We start from the raw sequence: 19,926 nt of genomic DNA, 5'->3' as shown, positions 1-19,926 counted from the left end.
GCTTTTATCCTCTATTCGCGACTAACACATAATGTCATTAAACTGATTAATCACCTGTTTAGGGTCATCTGCTAATGTGATTGCTGTCACTACCGCAATACTACCAATCCCCGTTTGCCATACTGCTGGAGCGCGCTCTAAATTAATGCCTCCAATAGCAACGGTTGCCATATCTGACATTAAATTCGCATACTTAGATAAACGCGTTAACCCTTGTGGGTCGGAAGGCATATCTTTCGTTTGCGTTGGGAAAATATGCCCTAACGCGATATAACTTGGCTTAAGCTGTCTTGCACGTAACATTTCATAATAACCGTGAGTGCTTAACCCTAAACGCAAACCTGCATCCGCAATTAACGGTAAATCAGCTACATCCATATCTTCTTGCCCCAGATGCACTCCGTAAGCATTATGTTTGATGGCTAACTGCCAATAATCATTAATAAATAAACGTGCGTCATACTGTTTACCTAACGCTATGGCATCAATAATTTGTTGCTCGATTTGTTCTGGTTGTTTGTCTTTAATACGTAACTGCAGTGTTTTTACGCCCAGTTTCAATACGCGCTCTACCCATTCAACAGAATCGACAACGGGATATAAACCTAATTTAATGGTGTCACAAGGTTCAAAGCCAGGGCCTGCTTCTAAACTACCCGGTAGGTCTAACTCATAACCAATACTTGATTCAGGTAAAACGACTTCAGGAAAATCAGCACGCTCCGTTGGCCAACCACAATGCGCGACAGAACCTTCACCAGCACCGAGTGCTTTAGAGGCTTTTAAACCTTGGTTTAAATAAGCTTTTGCAATCACTAACGCATCTTCTATAAAGTAATCTAAGGCCATCGTTGTTGCAATCGCACTGGCTAAGGTACAACCTGTTCCGTGCGTATGAACATTGTCTAAACGAGGGCTTGTTAGTGCTATTTCTCTCTTACCATTGCTCCAATAATCAAGTGCAATGTCATCCACCAGCTCAAAGTGGCCACCTTTAATTAAGACACTACCGCAGCCCATACTGATCAATTTATCCACGGCAGGTTTAAATGATTCGCCAGAAATTAAGGCATGGCCAGATAAGGTTAATACTTCATTAGCATTAGGTGTTAGTAGATCTATTTGAGGCAGTAATTGCGTTTTAATAACCTCATTAATACTCTCTTCAGCCATTTCATCGCCTGTCGATGCAACAGAAACAGGGTCATAAATAACAAATGGCTTACGTGACCAAGTTTGTTTGTAGAGTGCCAATTGCTGTGCAAGAATTTTGACATGCTCAACACTCGCTAGCAGACCAATTTTAATGACTTTAGCAGGCATATCTTCCGCTAAACTGGTTAATTGTTGTATGAACATTTTTTCAGAAACACTTTCAACAAGCTGCACAGCTTGTGAATTTTGCGCCGTGACCGCGGTGATCACAGAGCAACCATCTGCCCCTAAATCATGAAATGTGCAAAGATCCGCTTGAATACCTGCGCCTGCACTAGAATCTGATCCTGCAATTGTCCACACTATATTGTTCATATTTAACCTTAAGCTTGTCTTAGTTATTGGTGATTAGTCGCCAGTGATTAGCTGAAAACTAATCATCTATATTTATTGAATATTGTACGGAAATTAGCATCAAGAGGTTTAGTTTAATTCAGCAAGAAAGCACATAACTGATCAGCATCAATCAGTACTTTCTTGATAAGTTAGGTTAAACCTCTCAGCAATTAAGCTTTATCGAGCACTGGCGGTTGATATATCTCAGCACCACTATCAGTAAACTCTTTCGCTTTAATCGCCATGCCCTGTTCTGCTGTCATGCCTGTGGTCATAACAATGGTTTCATCAAGAATTTTAATCGATATTTCACCCGAGTCTAACTTCGCCGTAAAATCACGTACATCTTGCGTAATTTTCATTGAGCAGAATTTTGGGCCACACATTGAGCAGAAATGCGCAACTTTACCCGACTCCTGCGGTAACGTTTCATCGTGATATTCACGCGATGTTACTGGGTCTAACCCTAGATTGAATTGATCTTCCCAACGGAATTCAAAACGAGACTTAGATAAAGCATTGTCACGAATTTGTGCACCAGGATGACCTTTTGCTAAATCCGCCGCATGCGCTGCAATTTTATAAGTGATCAACCCCACTTTTACATCATCTTTATTCGGTAACCCTAAATGCTCTTTTGGTGTCACATAACACAGCATTGCACAACCGTACCAACCGATTTGGGCGGCGCCAATACCAGACGTAATGTGGTCATAACCCGGTGCGATATCAGTGGTTAGTGGACCTAATGTATAAAAAGGCGCTTCAAAACATTCTGTTAACTGTTTATCCATGTTTTCTTTGATCATTTGCATTGGTACATGACCTGGACCTTCGATGATCACTTGCACATCGTATTCCCACGCCACTTTGGTTAATTCACCTAATACTTCTAATTCAGAGAATTGCGCTTGATCATTGGCATCAGCAACAGAGCCCGGACGTAAACCATCACCCAGAGATAACGACACATCATACTGCTGACAAATTTCACAGATTTCACGGAAGTATTCGTATGCAAAGTTTTCTTTATGGTAAGTCAAACACCACTTCGCCATGATTGAACCACCACGTGAAACAATACCCGTAACACGCTTCGCCGTCATAGGTACAAAACGTAACAATACGCCGGCATGAATGGTGAAATAATCCACACCTTGTTCAGCTTGTTCAATTAACGTATCGCGAAACACTTCCCATGTTAAGTCTTCAACCACACCATTTACTTTTTCTAACGCTTGGTAGATTGGTACAGTGCCAATTGGCACAGGCGAGTTACGTAGGATCCATTCACGTGTTTCATGAATATTACGACCCGTTGATAAATCCATTACCGTGTCGCCACCCCAAAGCGTTGACCAAACTAATTTTTCAACTTCTTCTTCGATTGATGAAGACACAGAAGAGTTACCGATATTAGAGTTTACTTTGACTAAGAAATTACGACCAATGATCATCGGCTCTAATTCTGGATGGTTAACATTTGATGGGATAATTGCACGACCTCTAGCCACTTCTGAACGTACAAACTCTGGCGTAATAGATTCCTGTAAATTCGCACCGTAGCTTTGCCCTGCATGTTGTGAGTGTAATGCCTCACATTTAATACGCTCGCGGCCTTGGTTTTCACGAATGGCAATGTATTCCATTTCAGGCGTAATAATACCCTGACGTGCATAGTGCATTTGCGTAACACATTGGCCTTTTTTAGCACGTAATGGTTTAGGTAAGTTGGCGAAACGTAAGTCATCTAATGAATCATCAGCTAAACGTGTTTGTGCAAACTCTGAGGTAACTCCGTCAAGCGCTTCAATATCATCACGCGCTTCTATCCAACTTTTACGTAATTTGGGTAATCCCGCATGAACATCGATTGTTGTATTCGGATCAGTATAAGGACCTGATGTGTCGTAAACAGGAATGGGCTCATTTTTTTCATAGACTGGATTTTCTTCACTGCCACCCACAAACGTGTCGGTTTGGTGAATCTGACGCATCGCTACTTTGATCGGATGAATATCACCATCAATAAATATTTTTTCAGAATTCGGATAAGACTCATTATTCAAATTTTGAATATAGTCTTGTGCAGCTTGGCGCGACTCACGACGAGATAGACCTTTACGATCGGTGGTTTTTAACGTTGAATTAATTTCTTTAGACATAGCATTCTTTACCTAGTTTAATATAAACGGCTTATAAAAGATTGCTTGTCGAATAGGTGTGGAAGTTAAAAAATATCCAAGAATGGAAAATAGATAGATATTTTCTACTTGTTCCCTACGTAGGTATTAGCCTATTCAGGTTCCACGGATCCCACGTAACTGCTTTTTAAACACAGTTACTTATGTGGTCTCAGCCTTTGGGAAATTCCCATTAGCACTCCGACAAGATGCGGGCAGTATAGAAGAAAAAGTAGACGAGTTAAACAGAAGAATCATTTACTTATTTTAAAACGATTCACTAGGTTCTTGAATTTGATATAGCGTTCTATGATCGTCGCATACTTCTTCACAATCACAGTTTTTCTCAATTCCAATATTTGAAAGACCGCCACAACTTCCTTGGATACGTTTACGGCAAAAAATAACGCTCAAAGCCATTAAAATAATCACTAATAAAAACACAAAAAAAGAGATCAATAATTCTATCAATGTTTACTACAACATTGATGAGCATGTCCTTTTTGTTCGCAATTTTTTTGAATGCCTTGTTCAGGTTTAGTTAAAGGATGGTTGAAGGCTTTTGCACTTTCTAATAATTGTTCAATGTTATTACGTGTATTGCCTAACTCAACTTTAAGTCCAGCCCTAAGTAATTTCGCTAAGGTTTTCTCTCCTATTTTTCTTACAATCACTAAGTCACATTGCATTTTTTGTAATAGATCAACAATGGCATGCTTAGCTGAACAGCCAGAACCACTTAAGGCAGGATTTTTATAGGTACCCAGCACTTGATTTTCTTCATTATAGAAAGTAAAAGTTTCAGATTTTGAAAACTGGTGTGAAAGTTTATTATCTGTCATCGCAATCGCATAAATCATAATGTTTGTCCTTTAGGTTCAGAAACGACAAGTTCTTCAGGCATCACTAAAGCATGACCATTAATTAAAGCCGTACTTATTTTAAAGCGAGACTTTTTTAATATATTGGCAAAGGTTTGACGAGAAACTTGCATTTTTTTAGCTGCGTCTTGTTGAGAAAACCCTTCAATATCAACCAAGCGAATCGCTTCTAATTCATCGCTTTCAATACTAACCTTGATCAGTTCCTTTGCAGGGATACCATTGGGTTTAAATAAGCTGCATTTAGCAAACTTCTCAGTACAGATGTGGCGCTTTATTTTTGGTCTCATTTTAAGTTCTCAGTAACGCTCAGATATGTTATCTTAACCAAGTAAATGGCATATGCCAATTACTTTATTTGAAATATATCTTAGAGGTCAATCATGTCGTCTACCCATCAAGCAGAAAAAGAGCAATTAATAAAACAACTACAATTACTTTCCCCAGATCAATCAACGCCTTCTTTAACATTAGTCAGTAAACATCCGAGCCATCAACATTGCATGTTATGTGGAAGCCATCCTGTATTAGGCTTAAAGCTAAATTTTTATAGCGATCAAACTCAACGAGTATTCGCACACTTTAAAAGTTCAATTCATCAGCAAGGCTACGAAGGGATTTTACATGGAGGGTTTTTATCTGCTTTATTGGACAGCAGTATGTGCCAGGCACTTTTTAACCAAGATATCGAGGGCGTTACAGGCGATATGAATACTCGCTTCTTAAATGAAATAAAAGTTGATAGTGATATATTAATGATGGGCAAAGTTATCTCCTCTCGGCACCCTCTTCATAAAGTAGAAGCTGAATTATATGTCGATGGTGTTTTGATGGTAAAAAGTAATGCACGCTTTATGACGAAAGGTTTTGGTAAGAAATAAAATAGGATTTAAAATGCATTATTAACGCGCCCCATTAACTTATTAAGCAATTGAACTTCTTCCTCATTAAATCCTGCAGTCAGTTGCTTAGTGAGCTTTAGATGTAATGCATCATGCTCTTGGAACAACTTTGTGCCTTGTTCCGTTAATTTAACTAAAATCGAACGTCGGTCAGTACCATGTGGAACTCGCTCAACTAGCTTTGCTTTTGTTAAATTATCGACCAAAACAGTTAAAGTACCTGTTGTGATACCAACTTTGATTGCTAGCTCTTTCATTGGCATCGCGCCAAAAGCACCTAAAACTTCAACAGCATGTATTAACGTTAGCGAAATGCCCTTATCTTTTACTATTTTTAATTCCCATGATGATAACTTCTCATAGAACTCTATAAAGGCATGATTTAGATTTTCACTATCAGATTTCATTACAACTCTCATTATTCGCTTTTAAGACATTCTATCTGAGTACATTTGTTAACTTCAATAGTTAGATGCGCCAAACGCTCGAATGGTTTTAATATATTATGAGAATAATCTGTAGAGAATGGATTATGTGAAACGATAGTAATTTCTGCAGCATAATGGTCCGCACTAATTGACCATATATGAATATCAGCAACTTGATGATCAGTCAGTTGTTCAATGCAACTTACTACTTTTTGTTGGTAGCTACTTTCTATACTTTTATCTAGCAAAATTGGAGCTGTCTGACTTAATAATCCCCATGCCCATTTGCTAATAATCAAAGCTCCGACTATTCCCATTATTGGATCTAACCAATTTAATCCCAAATAGCTTCCCAATAATAATGCAGTGATCGCTAATATAGAAGTTAAAGCATCTGCCATTACATGGAAGTAAGCCGCACGTAAATTGTGATCATGTTGCTCTGTATGAGAATGGTCGTGATCGTTCTCATGGTGATGATGTTTGTGATCATGGCTATGATGATCTTTTAATAAAAATACACTTACAATATTCACAAGTAAACCAACGAAAGCAACCAAAATTGCTTCTTTAAAATGAATTTGCTCTGGGCTGAATAAACGCACAGCAGACTCAATTGCCATAATCAGGGCAACTAAACCTAATGCAATTGCACTAGTGAAACCTCCTAATACACTAACCTTCCCTGTACCAAAAGCATACTTAGGATTATTTTTATGTTTACGGGCATAACGATAGACGAATAAAGTGATCACAAATGCTGCAGCATGTGTCCCCATATGCCAACCATCGCCAAGCAAGGCCATTGAACCATAAATAGTACCTGCAACTATCTCCGCAAACATGGTGCTAATAGTTAATAGTAAAACATATAAGGTATTACGTTCACCTTGTTCATTTTGATTAGAAAAATCATGCTGATGCTGCCAAGGTTTAAGTGAATGATATTGGGCCATTATTATTTCCTACTCAAAAAAGACTCAAACAATAATCTCACTAACTAGTTTGATTATCAAACTATATGAAAAACAAACTACTTAAATAGAATCTAGATCAATTCCACAACACAAATAATAACTAAAGGAATAAAAAGCCTCGATAGCTTTCACTATCGAGACTTAAAAATTTGGCTAGTTAACAATTACTTCTTAGCTGTAGTTTTTGAACTCGATAGAGAACTGACCACGAATGCGAGTCGCAGATCTTCTCCGACCATAACGCAAGACTGCAGTCTAATTAGCCCTGAAACAGGATACGTAGTGAACTTAAATAAATATCCAAACATATTTAGACAAATTAGCAGACATAAAAAAACCCTAACAACTTACGTTGTTAGGGTTTATCAACTTTAAAATGCTTTCTTTTTATCCTAATTTAGGAAAGAAATTATTTTTTAGCTGCAGCTTTTTCAGCTTTAACTTTCTCGACTTATTTTGGGTATTAGAGCATCAGATACTGAACCAGTACAAGGCATGGTGTTTTAAACGCCATAGATAACTGGCCACGAACGGGAGTCGCCTAATTCGCCCTGCAGCATTGAGCATAATGAACTGAAGTAAATATCCAAAAATTTATGAATATCTAGTTACAAAAAAGCCCCGATAATTTTCATTATCGGGGCTTAAGAAAAAGTGTAACTAGTTAAGAATTACTTCTTAGCTGCAGCTTTTTCAGCTTTAACTTTCTCGATCACAGCATCAGATACTGAACCAGGACAAGGCATGTAGTTTTTGAACTCCATAGAGAACTGACCACGGCCTGAAGTCATTGTACGTAGTGAACCGATGTAACCAAACATTTCTGAAAGAGGTACATCAGCTTTAATACGAACACCAGAAGCACCAGGCTCTTGACCAGCGATCATACCACGACGACGACTAAGGTCACCGATAACATCACCAACATGGTCGTCTGGAGTGAACACGTCTACAGCCATAACAGGTTCAAGAAGTTGAGCACCTGCTTTAGGGATAGATTGGCGGAATGCACCACGTGCTGCTAATTCAAATGCAACTGCTGATGAATCCACGGCGTGGAAACCACCGTCGTAAAGCTCAACTTCAACGTCAAGTACAGGGAAACCAGCAAGTACACCAGTATCCATCATACTATTAAAACCTTTCTCGATAGCTGGGAAGAATTCTTTAGGTACGTTACCACCAACAACAATTGAATTGAACGTAAAGCCTGAACCAGGTTCGCCAGGCTTGATACGGTAATCGATTTTACCGAATTGACCAGAACCACCAGATTGTTTCTTATGTGTGTAAGAATCTTCAATTGCTTGCGTGATTGTTTCACGGTATGCAACTTGAGGCTCACCTACTACTAAATCAACACCGTATGTACGCTTAAGAATATCTACTTTGATATCTAAGTGAAGCTCACCCATACCAGATAGGATTGTTTCGCCTGAATCTTGGTCAGTTTCAACACGGAATGTTGGATCTTCTGCAACCATTTTACCGATAGCAATACCCATTTTCTCAGTAGAACCTTTATCTTTAGGTGTAACAGAGATAGAGATTACTGGTTCAGGGAAAACCATTGCTTCTAGAATGATTGGATCTTTTGGATCACATAATGTGTGACCAGTTTGAACGTTACCTTTCATACCAACGATAGCGATGATATCGCCCGCTTGTGCTGAAGTAAGTTCGTTACGATCATCAGCTTGCATTTCACACATACGACCAACACGTTCAGTTTTACCTGTCGCAGCGTTCATGATGGTATCACCTTTCTTAAGCGTACCAGAGTAGATACGTACGAAAGTTAATGAACCAAAACGGTCATCTGTGATTTTAAATGCTAATGCTTTAAAGCTTTCTTCAGCAGAAACAAGTGCGTATTTACCGTTTGGTTCGCCTTCTTCATCTGTAAGAGGCTGTGGATCAACTTCAGTAGGTGAAGGTAGGTAATCAACAACAGCGTCAAGAATGTTTTGAACACCTTTGTTTTTAAACGCAGAACCACAGTAAGTTGGGAAGAAGTCCATTGTACGTGTGCCTTTACGGATACAACGTTTAATGTCTTCCAAAGATGGCTCTTCACCTTCAAGGTAAGCTTCAAGTAGATCATCATCTTGACCTAGCGCTTCTTCAAGCAACATCTCACGGTATTCTTCTACTTTATCAACCATGTCCGCAGGAACATCAGTTACTTCGTAGTTTTCAGGAAGACCTGTGTCATCCCAAACATATGCTTTACGAGTTAATAGATCTACAACACCAGAGAAGTCATCTTCTATACCGATTGGTAGAACCATAACTAGCGGGTTAGCACCTAATACGTCTTGCGTTTGTTTAACTACGCGGTAAAAATCAGCACCCATACGGTCTAATTTGTTTACGAAGATAATACGTGCAACTTTTGAGTCATTCGCGTAACGCCAGTTAGTTTCTGATTGTGGTTCAACACCACCAGAACCACAGAATACACCGATGCCGCCATCCAATACTTTAAGTGAACGGTAAACTTCAACTGTGAAGTCAACGTGTCCAGGAGTATCGATAACGTTAAAACGATGATTATCCCAGAAACAAGTTACAGCAGCAGACTGGATAGTAATACCGCGCTCAGCTTCCTGTTCCATGAAGTCAGTTGTAGATTCGCCATCATGTACTTCACCAGTTTTGTGGATCTGTCCAGTAAGTTTCAAGATACGCTCTGTAGTAGTAGTTTTACCCGCATCAACGTGCGCAAAAATACCAATGTTTCTGTATTTACTTAAATCTGTCATTTTTTATACTCTGTATGTAAAAAATTGGAGGCTATATTCCCGCGGCATTATACAATCTTTGTAGTTAAACAGAACACAGTATTTAGAAAAAAGCGGAAATATGTTGTTTTTTTCGACTTTATTTTGTCATGTTTTATGAAAATAGCAAAAAAAAACAGAATAACTGGTTATAAAGCCAGTTGTTTGTCGGATAATCAAACAATATTAAGTGATCAAAGCAATTGCAAATAAGACTGAAAAGACAAAGGTACTGATCGCGGTGTTTTTAAGTTGCTCATTAAAAACATCCCCACCGTGCTCGTCTTTATTAATCGCTTCGGTAAGCTCAATACAGCTTTTAATTAATGGACTTGCAATTAATAAAAACAAGTATTGCCAAAATTGACTATCAGGCAAGTTATAAATATATATCGCACTGCATAACATAGCGGTGAAGATAAGTAATAAATGATAAATAAAGGCTTTTTTACGCCCTAATAAAACGACGAGAGTAATTTTATTAGCGACTTTATCACTGTAAAAATCACGCATATTATTAACATTTAAAACCGCCGCACTTAACAAGCCCACACTAAACGCAGGCAAAAGAATAGAAGCCGGCAATGAAATAGCTTGTAAATAAAAGCTCCCTAAAACGCCTAATAAACCAAAGAACATAAAGACAGCAATATCCCCCATTGCTCTATATCCATAAGGCAACTTACCCATGGTGTAGGTGATCGCAGCAGTAATAGCAGCAACACCTAACCCAAGAAAAATTAACCAATGATACAGGTCGTTAGCAAAAGAGAGTTTAAGCAATGATAGGCCTGATATTAAACATGCTGCTGTCACAATAATAATTGCTTTTTTCATCGCACTTGCAGTAATAAGCCCGGTTTGCATCGCTCTTGCTGGCCCCACTCGTTGCTCATCCGCTCCGGTTAGTGCATCACCATAATCATTTGCTAAATTAGATAATATTTGTAATAACAAAGCGGTTAACAAGGACATCAAAAATATCCCAGGGTTAAATACTTGATGTTGTTGTGCTAACCCACCAGCCACAATAATAGACGCAGCAGCTAAAGGTAAAGTACGTAATCGACATGCTTGGATCCAGACTTGAAGTCGCTTCACTAAAAAATCCTATAAAATGAGGGTTATAATTTTGGTTAATAATACGATTTATTAACAGCACTCTTTATTATTAGTACTATTTGTTATCGGTGCTTTTTTATTATCAGTACTCTTTTATTAACAATGCTATGAATGAGGTTAATATCGCGCTACATTAACAAACATAAATGGATAAATATACCGCTGACTTATGAACCAAGACACGTACCAATTTCAACTAATCCAAGATGAATTAATACAGCAATTACAATCATTTAGTATTGCTCATGGTCAATATCCTGACAAAAATTTAAATGTTGTAATTAATGCTATTCCTTTGCTTCCTTTATTAAAAGGACAAAACATAGCCATTGAACAAGATCCTAACTTATTGCCTCGTATTTACTGGCAAAATAAAGAGCAAAATAAAACACTCGCCAGCTTCGGGGCCATTGAGAAACTAGATCATATACCTAAAGCAACTAACGATGAATTTTATTTAGGCGGATTAGCGTTTCAACAACAAGGAGAACAATGGCAAGATTTTCCCGCCACTCTATTTATTCGCCCCTTAATTGTATTTCAAGTACTACAGCAAACATCACAACAAGAATATAAAGTAATATTTCACTTTAATGGTCGTAATTCAGTTCAAGCCTCAATTAACACGCTTAAATCATTAAATATTCCACACCCTTTAGCCCCATTCACTCCACAATTATTAACACGTCAAGATACACCAAACAAAGATCAATGGGCTGATTTAGTCGAACTAGCAATAGAATATAAAGCCTTGTTACCTAAAGTGGTGTTATCACGACAAACCGAAGTATGCTTCGATGCGCCTATCGACACGTGGGATATGATGGCTCTATGGCAACAGGCTAACCCAAATAGCTTTCACTACTTGTTACAATTTTCTAGTCAACGCAGTTTTATGAGCTGCTCACCTGAACGTTTATTTTTACGTCAGCAACAACAAATTACAACAGAGGCCTTGGCCGGTACGATTAATAGAGGGCGCGATCAACGCGAGGACGAACTGTTATTACAAAGTTTGTTAAATCACAAAAAAATAGATCGAGAAAACCACATCGTTCAAGAATTTATTGTTGCTAATTTAAAACAACTCAAAGCGCAAGTTACTTGCTCACCCGCCCATGTAATGCAATTACAAAATGTGCAGCATTTATGTGTTCCGATCAAAGCACAATTAACAAAAGACACGCAAGATAGTCATCTATTACATAAGTTACATCCGACACCAGCTGTCGGTGGAATCCCTAAATTGCCTGCATTACAATTTATTAATGATAACGAACCTTACAATAGAGGTTGGTATGCGGGTGCGGTTGGTTGTATAAGTGAACATGAAAGTGATTTCAGTGTCGCAATACGAAGTGCTTTAGTGAGTGAAAACTGCATTAAATTATTCGCAGGTGCAGGTATTGTCACAGGTTCTATTGCAGAGCAAGAATGGCAAGAACTCGATAATAAAATACAAACTATTTTAACAATATTATACCGATTATATTAAATAAGTGATCTAAATTTTGCGCAGGAAAAATGATTTAGTTTAAGGCGTAAATTGAGCTAAATGGTTGTTCCCTTTACGAAATTTACAACGAAGAAATAAGTTATTTTAACCAGTAAAATAGATCAGTTAATTAGTGTGATTGGTATTAGGTACACAGTAGAGGACTCTCGATGGCGCAGGTAGAGAAACACCATACCTTCACTCATAAGTATCATAATATTAATTTGTTATGGGCCAGTTTATTTATTGAAGAATTAGTACGCCATGGTATTAGTGATTTTTGTATTGCGCCAGGTTCACGTTCAACGCCGTTAACCTTAGCGGCAGCTAAACATCCTAATGCTAAAACACATGTACACTTTGACGAGCGAGGTTTAGGGTTTCTTGCTTTAGGGTTAAGCCAAGCATCAGCTAAACCTGTAGTAATTATCGTCACATCAGGAACCGCCGTTGCCAATTTATATCCAGCAGTCATAGAAGCTAAGCAAAGCCATATCCCACTTATTATTATTTCTGCAGATAGACCACCAGAACTCATCGACTGCACTGCGAATCAAGCAATTGAACAACACAAAATTTTTGCCGATTACCCTGTGTTTTTTTGCCAAATACCAAGTCCAACAACGTCTATTAAAAGCAACTTTTTATTAACAACCATTGACCAAGGTTTATTTCAACAAGGTATGACGTTAGGTCCAATTCATTTTAATATGGCGTTTACCGAACCCTTTTATCCTCAAAATAAAACAATAGATTTCAACACTTATTTAAGTAGCTTAAAAGGATGGGATACTCACCAATCTCCTTTTACTGTGTATCATCATGCTAATAGCCCTGCGCAACATATCTCCCTTTTAAGCAACGTATTTCCAGAAAGCCAAAAAATCGACTTAAATGCACAAAAGATATTAGTTGTTGTAGGCCGTATTAAAGATAAAAAGCAAGCATTGGCGATTGAACGGTTTTGTATCCAGTCGAATTTAGTATTGTTTTCAGATGTTCAATCGCAACTACAGGGCTCACCTCATAATATAAATGGGTATGACTTATTATTAGAGAATGAAAACTTTAAGCAACTAGTGCAACAAACCGATCTTATCTTACAATTTTCTGATCACTTAATAAGTAAACGTTTAAGCCAATTAATCAGTTCATCTACCGCCACTATTTGGGAAATATCAGAGCATAAACAACGCCTTGATCCTAGCCATTGTGTAGGGCAACGTTTTGTTACCTATCCAAGTTGTTTTATTCAACAAGTGTCTAATAGTAAAAGTATAGATAACACTTGGTTTAATAAAGTAAACCGTTATAAAACCACGTTAACGACCATCACTAATGAATATGTAACAGACGATAAAATCAGTGAAATTAACTGTACAGCTTATATGCTTAATCAAAGTACTGACAATATAGTATTGGCTAATAGTATGGCTATTCGCTTAGCCGATATGTTCGCACAAACAGAGGCTCATATTTATAGTAATCGAGGTGCAAGTGGCATTGATGGATTAATTGCAACGGCAGTCGGTATTGCTAAAAATAATGGATCCCCTACGAGCTTGTTAATTGGCGATACCTCTTTTTTATATGATTTGAACTCGTTAACTTTACTACAACAATTACAACAACCTTTTGTGATTGTGCTATTGAACAATGACGGTGGCGGTATTTTTAATTTATTACCCGTCCCTGAGTCTGAGAAACAGGTGTTTTATCAATTACCACATGCTTTAACCTTCAAAAATACCTGTGATCAATTTTCAATTCGTTATCAACAACCGACCACCTTCTCTGAATTTAAAACCCATTACCAAGATGCACTTATTACAGAAGACAATAAAACAACGTTAATTGAAGTGTGTGCCAGCAATCAATTAACCGCAACTCAGTTACAAGCTATCAAGGAGCAGTTACAACATGCCATTATATAGTGAACAACAAGGTTCAAATCAAAACCCTACTTTAGTTTTTTTACACGGATTTTTAGGTAACAGGGAGGACTGGCAAAGTACGATTGAAGAACTTAAAAATGATTTTCATTGCGTCACTATCGATTTACCCGGTCACGGTCGCTCGGTTAGTAGTGCAGTCGCATTAGAAAATGGCTTTGGTAGTTGTCATCGACTGATTAAATTTGCTTTAGATACATTAAATATTAAGTCTTTTACATTAATTGGTTACTCACTAGGTGGCCGCATTGCATTAGATTATGCACGTACTCAGAACGACCCTCGATTGAAGCACTTAATGTTAGAGTCTTGTCATGTAGGACTAGATAACGACCAAGATAAAAAAAAGCGTTATCAATTTGATCTTCATTGGGCAGAACGATTTTCAACGCAATCAATCGAAGAAAGTTTATATCAATGGTATGAACAGCCTATTTTTGATGATTTAAGCGATCAGCAAAAAGATGCCACAATTGAAAAAAGAAATCATAATTATGGTGTCTTTTTAGCTAATATGTTGCTTTCAACTAGCCTTGCCAATCAACAATGTTCACTGCCCTTTTTAAATAAAACAACACTACCGATTTCTTATTTTTATGGACAAAAAGATACCAAATTTACAGGTATAGCAGCACTCATTCCACAAACAAAAAATATAAAAACCCAATGTTTTAATGGTCTAGGTCATAACACGCATCAACAAGACCCAATAAACTACGCGAACAACATTAAACATATTCTTTTAGATGATTAATAATTTTACCTAATTTAATGATGGGAGCCGCGATGAACGAATCAGACTTATATGCAAAGATACAATGGCAAGCTAGCCCTTTAGTATTTGAAGATATTTATTATCATAAAGCAGATGGTATCGCTAAAATAACCATCAACCGTCCACAAGTTCGTAATGCTTTTCGCCCACATACAATCAATGAAATGATGCAAGCAATGAATGATGCTCGTTACGACCCAGAAATCGGCGTGATCATTCTAACCGGTGAAGGTGATTTAGCCTTTTGCTCTGGCGGCGATCAAAGTGTACGTGGTGACTCAGGTTATAAAGACGAGCAAGGTGGTCATCATCTAAATGTACTCGATTTTCAGCGTCAGATCCGTACTTGCCCTAAACCAGTGATTGCAATGGTTGCAGGTTATGCAGTAGGTGGAGGACATGTTTTACATATGATGTGTGATTTAACCATTGCTGCTGACAACGCCCAATTCGGTCAAACTGGTCCTAAAGTTGGTTCTTTTGACGGCGGCTGGGGAGCCAGTTATATGGCTCGTATTGTAGGCCAAAAGAAAGCACGAGAAATCTGGTTTCTTTGTCGTATGTATGGTGTACAAGAAGCGGTCGATATGGGGTTAGTAAATACCGTTGTCCCGTTAAATGAGCTTGAGCGAGAAACCGTAAAATGGTGTCGTGAGATATTACAAAATAGCCCAATGGCTTTACGCTGTCTCAAAGCGGCACTCAATGCAGACTGTGATGGTCAAGCAGGCTTACAAGAATTAGCAGGCAATGCAACAATGCTTTTCTATATGAGTGAAGAAGGTCAAGAAGGACGAAATGCCTTTAATGAAAAGCGTAAGCCAGACTTTAGTAAATATTCAAGAAATCCATAATTGATTTTCTTTAATAAATATTTAACACTACCCATCTAAGATAAATCCGTACACTAATTGTACGGATAGCCTTTATTATGTTTTTAAACACATCGAATTTAAAACATATTAATAGCTAATCTCTATCAAGTTAATTGATAAAACAATTCCATAAACCATTAATTTAACGCATCATAGACGGTTATGGCTAATCAACACTGCCATTACAACATTTTTAATTAATATATAGGAAAATCCCATGGTATTAGTAGGCAAGAAAGCTCCGGACTTTACAGCAGCAGCAGTATTAGGTAACGGCGAAATTGTAGACAGTTTCAACTTAAAAGAATTCTCAAACGGTAAAGAAACAGTAATCTTCTTTTATCCATTAGATTTCACTTTCGTATGCCCTTCTGAACTAATTGCTTTTGACAAGCGCTTTGGTGATTTTCAGGCTCGTGGTGTTGAAGTTATTGGTGTATCAATCGATTCACAATTTTCTCATAATGCATGGCGTAACACTGCTATCAATGATGGCGGTATCGGTGCAGTTCAATACCCACTAGTTGCGGATGTTAAGCACGAAATCTGTAAAGCATACGATGTTGAATTAGAAGAAGCAGGTGTTGCATTACGTGGCTCTTTCTTAATCGACAAAAATGGTGTTGTTCGCCATCAAGTAGTTAATGATCTACCTTTAGGTCGTAACATCGATGAAATGTTACGTATGGTTGACGCATTACAATTCCATGAAGAGCACGGTGAAGTTTGTCCTGCACAATGGGCAAAAGACAAAGCAGGTATGGAAGCTTCTCCTGAAGGCGTAGCAAAATACCTATCTGGTCACTCTGACGACCTATAATCAATTCTGTATTTGATTATTAATAAAATGGCCTCTTTGAGGCCATTTTTGATTGTGCAAACTATTCTTTATGATTTGAATTAACGCACCGCTTAATAAAATAAATTAAACAGCATTTATAAAAAATAACATTAAGTAAATTACTTTAATGATGAATAATAGGCAGCAAGATTAGCGATATCGTCATCACTTAATAAAGTAGCTTGTCCTGTCATAACAGCAGACATACCACCTTGACGTTGATTCGCTTTATACGCTTTCAATGCAGAAACAAGGTAAGCCTCTTTTTGTCCCTTCAGATTAGGGTAAATCGGTATAGCCGATACACCTTCAGCACCATGACATGCAGCACACACTGCAGACTTAGTTTTGCCCGCATCAATATCAGCGGCATGAGTAAATAAAGGAAGTCCTACAAATAATAATCCAAGTAATTTTTTGTTCATTTTAATCCCTTTTAAAAACAATCACTTTATATCTTTCTAATTTAATCGTTTATAAATTAGTTGATATGATATAAATCATTAATACTATCAATATTGTCAAAATTAACTTTTAAACCTTTTAGACGGCCATTTTTCACCGAATATATTAAACCATGTACCGTTAAATCTTGTTTTCTTGCCCAAGTATTTTGAACACATGTGGTATGACATACATTTTTAACTTGCTGTATGACATTAAGTTCAGTCAATGATCTAGTTTTTCTTTTTCACTCATTGCGACAGTAAACTGCTCGCGATGATTAACATAAACATCTTTAATATTTCTTAATCAACAATCAATTAACTCGAATGATTTTTTTTCCATCGCAGCACGAATTCAACCACAATCGTAATGTCCGGTAACAATAATATGCTTAACCTTTAATACATCAACGGCATACAGTTCAAATCTGTATGAATGACTGAATTAGCAATATTACGGTGTACAAAAACATCACCAGGCATCAAACCTAATAACTGATTCGCAGGTACCCGACTATCTGAACAACCTATCCATAAATATTCAGGTGATTGTTGCTCTGCCAAATGTGAAAAAAACAAAGGATCTTCTTCTAATATATCAGCAGCCCATTGCTTATTGTTTTTTAGTAAATCTTCCAACAAACTCATACTTCACCTGGAAATTAATGTATTGTTAAATAAAAGACTAAATGAGCCCTTTATGAGAATACCTTATCAACAACTTGATGAAACGACATTAAATAATTTAATTGAACAATATATTTTACGCGAAGGTACCGATTACGGAGAAGTTGAATTCTCATTACAAGAAAAAACCCTGCAAATTACACAGCAGATAAAAAATGAAGAAATTTATATTATGTATTCAGAATTAAATGAGAGTGTTACTTTAGTGAGTAAACAAGAGTTTCAACAGACACAAGTAAAATGAGTTTATTTAGTTTTTTGTTAAAATCAGTGTGCTCTAGTACATAATTTAAAAGCAAGGATATAAATAACCCTTATTTATGACAAAGATCTAATTTATTGCACAACTAATACTCATAAATATTACAGAGTTTGAAAAAAAAACGATACAATTCATGCATAACTAATTTTTAGTGCAAAAAATTAAAAGAAATAGCGATTAGCTATTCACTACAGACAAAGGGAAGTTTATGATCATTACCAAACCTCAAACCGATCCAACGTTAGAATGGTTTTTATCACACTGTCATACACATAAATACCCAGCAAAAAGCATGCTAATTCACGCAGGTGAAAAAGCTGATACTTTATACTTCATTGTTAAAGGTTCTGTTGCTGTTGTGATTAAAGATGAAGATGGAAAAGAAATGATTCTATCTTACCTGAACCAAGGTGATTTCATCGGTGAATTAGGCTTATTCGATAAAGAAGAAAACCCAATTCGTAGCGCATCAGTAAAAGCTAAATCTGCATGTGAAGTTGCAGAAATTTCTTACAAGAAATTTACTCAGCTAATTACTGTAAATCCAGAAATTTTAATGCGTCTTTCTCGCCAAATGGCAAATAGACTACAAGTTACTAGCCAAAAAGTAGGTAACTTAGCATTCTTAGACGTAACAGGACGTATTGCAAACACGTTATTAGATTTAGCTAAACAACCAGATGCGATGACTCATCCAGACGGTATGCAAATCAAAATTACTCGTCAAGAGATTGGTCAAATCGTAGGTTGTTCACGCGAGACTGTGGGCCGTATTTTGAAAATGCTAGAAGAGCAAGGTCTTATCTCTGCTCATGGTAAAACAATCGTTGTATTCGGTACACGTTAAGCATATCTAAATATAGTAATAAAAAACCGCTTCGTTGCGGTTTTTTATTTTATAAAACAAAAGCAATAATAAAGAGTAGGCTAGTGCTTACGAGGCCCATTACGCACCAAATCCTGACCTGTTTGAAAGACCTCTTCTGTTACCTCAACGTGTCAATAGTAATTGATGCTTATCATCCAATACAGCCACAAACCTACGCCCATCTTGATTATTGGTAGCAAGTGCTAAACCAGACACATTTGATAATCCTAAACTACCACTTTCCACTAAGATTAAAAAACTTTCTAAGGCTTCCAAGTTAGTGATAATCTTTGTTTCATCAACCATATTTAAACTCTCTTATTCAACTCAATAATTTAAAAGATCTTATAGTAATTTCACTGAATTACGAATAAATATTCTATATCAACAGAAGATATAAGCTCCATTCTGAGCCAAGAACGTAATGTATTAGAAAAAGTTAATCATAATACAAACTTGTCCTCTATCTCCCTCAAGAACACCGATAGCACTACAATTAATTGCTTAAGTAACATTCCCTTTAATAAAGATAAATATTAATCCGTTAGCTTTGCTTTTAATTTTTGCATTAATACCAGTTTAATTAAATAAGTGTTCTAAATTTTACCTAGAAAAATGGCTTAGTTTAAAGCACAAGGTGAGATCTATCGGAGAATCACTAATACCATTCCGCCTAATTATATGATCTAATATATTCATTATTATTAACTGATTATATTCTTTTGGTGACCTATGAAAAAACATGACTTTTCAGAATTGGCTAAAACACATAAAAGTGTTCGTATGAGACTACGTTATTCTGCATCAGCACACTTTCAAGAAGGCAGCTCTCGTACCGATATAGCTAAGTTTCTTAAAGTGAGTCGTACTAGTGTTAATAAATGGATATCTCAATATC

General features: G+C 37.0%; 19 protein-coding genes, 2 pseudogenes and 1 riboswitch. Of the genes and pseudogenes, 9 read left to right on the top strand and 12 right to left on the bottom strand.

Translation table 11 applies throughout. The features are described 5' to 3' along the window. Positions 1-21 precede the first annotated feature (21 nt). The 5 genes from thiE to V6255_RS11375 all read right to left on the bottom strand — a co-directional run bounded on the left by thiE (position 22) and on the right by V6255_RS11375 (position 4,905). Positions 22-1,530, bottom strand: a complete 1,509-nt coding sequence (thiE, locus tag V6255_RS11395; RefSeq protein ID WP_341628274.1) for a thiamine phosphate synthase — start codon at positions 1,528-1,530, stop codon at positions 22-24. Positions 1,531-1,721: 191 nt separating this feature from the next. Further along, the gene (gene thiC / locus V6255_RS11390; RefSeq protein WP_341628273.1) at positions 1,722-3,716 is read right to left on the bottom strand and encodes a phosphomethylpyrimidine synthase ThiC; all 1,995 of its coding nucleotides are present in this window, start codon (positions 3,714-3,716) and stop codon (positions 1,722-1,724) included. A gap of 95 nt (positions 3,717-3,811) precedes the next feature. After that, positions 3,812-3,948, bottom strand: a riboswitch (TPP riboswitch). 53 nt (positions 3,949-4,001) lie between these two features. Then, a complete protein-coding gene (gene nqrM, locus V6255_RS11385) occupies positions 4,002-4,154 on the bottom strand; it encodes a (Na+)-NQR maturation NqrM (RefSeq protein ID WP_341628307.1) in 153 nt (50 codons plus the stop codon). Between the two features lie 47 nt (positions 4,155-4,201). Further along, positions 4,202-4,594: a NifB/NifX family molybdenum-iron cluster-binding protein gene (locus V6255_RS11380; RefSeq protein ID WP_341628272.1), complete on the bottom strand. Its 393-nt coding sequence runs from the start codon at positions 4,592-4,594 to the stop codon at positions 4,202-4,204. Further along, positions 4,591-4,905 carry a DUF134 domain-containing protein gene (locus V6255_RS11375; RefSeq protein ID WP_341628271.1) on the bottom strand — a complete coding sequence of 105 codons (315 nt, stop codon included), beginning with the start codon at positions 4,903-4,905 and terminating at the stop codon, positions 4,591-4,593. Before V6255_RS11375 ends, V6255_RS11380 begins: the two co-directional genes overlap by 4 nt. A 93-nt stretch (positions 4,906-4,998) precedes the next feature. Here V6255_RS11375 and V6255_RS11370 point away from each other — a divergent pair, with 93 nt between their 5' ends. Then, positions 4,999-5,496: a PaaI family thioesterase gene (locus V6255_RS11370; RefSeq protein ID WP_341628270.1), complete on the top strand. Its 498-nt coding sequence runs from the start codon at positions 4,999-5,001 to the stop codon at positions 5,494-5,496. A gap of 8 nt (positions 5,497-5,504) precedes the next feature. Here the strand turns inward: V6255_RS11370 and V6255_RS11365 are convergent, their stop codons facing one another. The 4 genes from V6255_RS11365 to menA all read right to left on the bottom strand — a co-directional run bounded on the left by V6255_RS11365 (position 5,505) and on the right by menA (position 10,806). Then, positions 5,505-5,924: a MarR family transcriptional regulator gene (locus V6255_RS11365; protein ID WP_341628269.1), complete on the bottom strand. Its 420-nt coding sequence runs from the start codon at positions 5,922-5,924 to the stop codon at positions 5,505-5,507. Between the two features lie 11 nt (positions 5,925-5,935). Continuing rightward, complete coding sequence (dmeF, locus tag V6255_RS11360; protein WP_341628268.1) at positions 5,936-6,901, bottom strand: CDF family Co(II)/Ni(II) efflux transporter DmeF; 966 nt, start codon at positions 6,899-6,901, stop codon at positions 5,936-5,938. A 692-nt stretch (positions 6,902-7,593) separates the two neighbouring features. Continuing rightward, the gene (gene fusA, locus V6255_RS11355; protein ID WP_341628267.1) at positions 7,594-9,687 is read right to left on the bottom strand and encodes an elongation factor G; all 2,094 of its coding nucleotides are present in this window, start codon (positions 9,685-9,687) and stop codon (positions 7,594-7,596) included. Positions 9,688-9,891: 204 nt separating this feature from the next. Beyond that, on the bottom strand, positions 9,892-10,806 hold the full coding sequence (menA, locus tag V6255_RS11350; RefSeq protein WP_341628266.1) for a 1,4-dihydroxy-2-naphthoate octaprenyltransferase: 915 nt from the start codon (positions 10,804-10,806) through the stop codon (positions 9,892-9,894). Between the two features lie 190 nt (positions 10,807-10,996). Between menA and V6255_RS11345 the strand changes: the two genes are divergently transcribed. The 5 genes from V6255_RS11345 to V6255_RS11325 all read left to right on the top strand — a co-directional run bounded on the left by V6255_RS11345 (position 10,997) and on the right by V6255_RS11325 (position 16,744). Continuing rightward, the gene (locus V6255_RS11345) at positions 10,997-12,322 is read left to right on the top strand and encodes an isochorismate synthase (RefSeq protein ID WP_341628265.1); all 1,326 of its coding nucleotides are present in this window, start codon (positions 10,997-10,999) and stop codon (positions 12,320-12,322) included. Between the two features lie 170 nt (positions 12,323-12,492). Beyond that, the gene (menD, locus tag V6255_RS11340; protein WP_341628264.1) at positions 12,493-14,256 is read left to right on the top strand and encodes a 2-succinyl-5-enolpyruvyl-6-hydroxy-3-cyclohexene-1-carboxylic-acid synthase; all 1,764 of its coding nucleotides are present in this window, start codon (positions 12,493-12,495) and stop codon (positions 14,254-14,256) included. Next, positions 14,243-15,028 (top strand): 2-succinyl-6-hydroxy-2,4-cyclohexadiene-1-carboxylate synthase, encoded by a 786-nt coding sequence (gene menH, locus V6255_RS11335; protein ID WP_341628263.1) that lies wholly within the window; start codon positions 14,243-14,245, stop codon positions 15,026-15,028. The genes menD and menH overlap by 14 nt, the downstream gene beginning before the upstream one ends. Positions 15,029-15,060: 32 nt before the next feature. Continuing rightward, on the top strand, positions 15,061-15,903 hold the full coding sequence (gene menB, locus V6255_RS11330) for a 1,4-dihydroxy-2-naphthoyl-CoA synthase (RefSeq protein ID WP_341628262.1): 843 nt from the start codon (positions 15,061-15,063) through the stop codon (positions 15,901-15,903). 238 nt (positions 15,904-16,141) lie between these two features. Further along, positions 16,142-16,744: a peroxiredoxin C gene (locus V6255_RS11325; RefSeq protein ID WP_137297998.1), complete on the top strand. Its 603-nt coding sequence runs from the start codon at positions 16,142-16,144 to the stop codon at positions 16,742-16,744. 140 nt (positions 16,745-16,884) lie between these two features. Here V6255_RS11325 and V6255_RS11320 read toward each other — a convergent pair whose 3' ends face one another. Together V6255_RS11320 and V6255_RS11315 are read right to left on the bottom strand one after the other, a co-directional pair. Beyond that, positions 16,885-17,190, bottom strand: coding sequence for a cytochrome c (locus V6255_RS11320; RefSeq protein ID WP_341628261.1), 306 nt, complete (start codon positions 17,188-17,190; stop codon positions 16,885-16,887). A 56-nt stretch (positions 17,191-17,246) separates the two neighbouring features. After that, positions 17,247-17,859, bottom strand: a pseudogene (locus V6255_RS11315) (carbonic anhydrase). A 52-nt stretch (positions 17,860-17,911) separates the two neighbouring features. Here V6255_RS11315 and V6255_RS11310 point away from each other — a divergent pair. Both V6255_RS11310 and crp read left to right on the top strand, forming a co-directional pair. Beyond that, entirely contained in the window at positions 17,912-18,142 is a 231-nt protein-coding gene (locus tag V6255_RS11310; protein WP_341628260.1) for a YheU family protein, read from the top strand. Positions 18,143-18,368: 226 nt separating this feature from the next. Continuing rightward, entirely contained in the window at positions 18,369-19,007 is a 639-nt protein-coding gene (crp, locus tag V6255_RS11305) for a cAMP-activated global transcriptional regulator CRP (protein ID WP_025565472.1), read from the top strand. 80 nt (positions 19,008-19,087) lie between these two features. Here crp and V6255_RS11300 read toward each other — a convergent pair. Then, positions 19,088-19,334, bottom strand: a pseudogene (locus tag V6255_RS11300) (hypothetical protein). A gap of 426 nt (positions 19,335-19,760) precedes the next feature. On the opposite strand from V6255_RS11300, the gene V6255_RS11295 reads away from it, so the two are divergent. Next, on the top strand, positions 19,761-19,926 hold a 166-nt coding region (locus tag V6255_RS11295), incomplete at its 3' end, for a helix-turn-helix domain-containing protein (protein WP_341628306.1).

The organism is Psychromonas arctica, from assembly GCF_038155225.1.
Lineage (GTDB): Bacteria > Pseudomonadota > Gammaproteobacteria > Enterobacterales > Psychromonadaceae > Psychromonas > Psychromonas arctica_B.
Note: the sequence above shows the minus strand (reverse complement) of the source record. Positions and strands in the feature narration are given on the sequence as shown.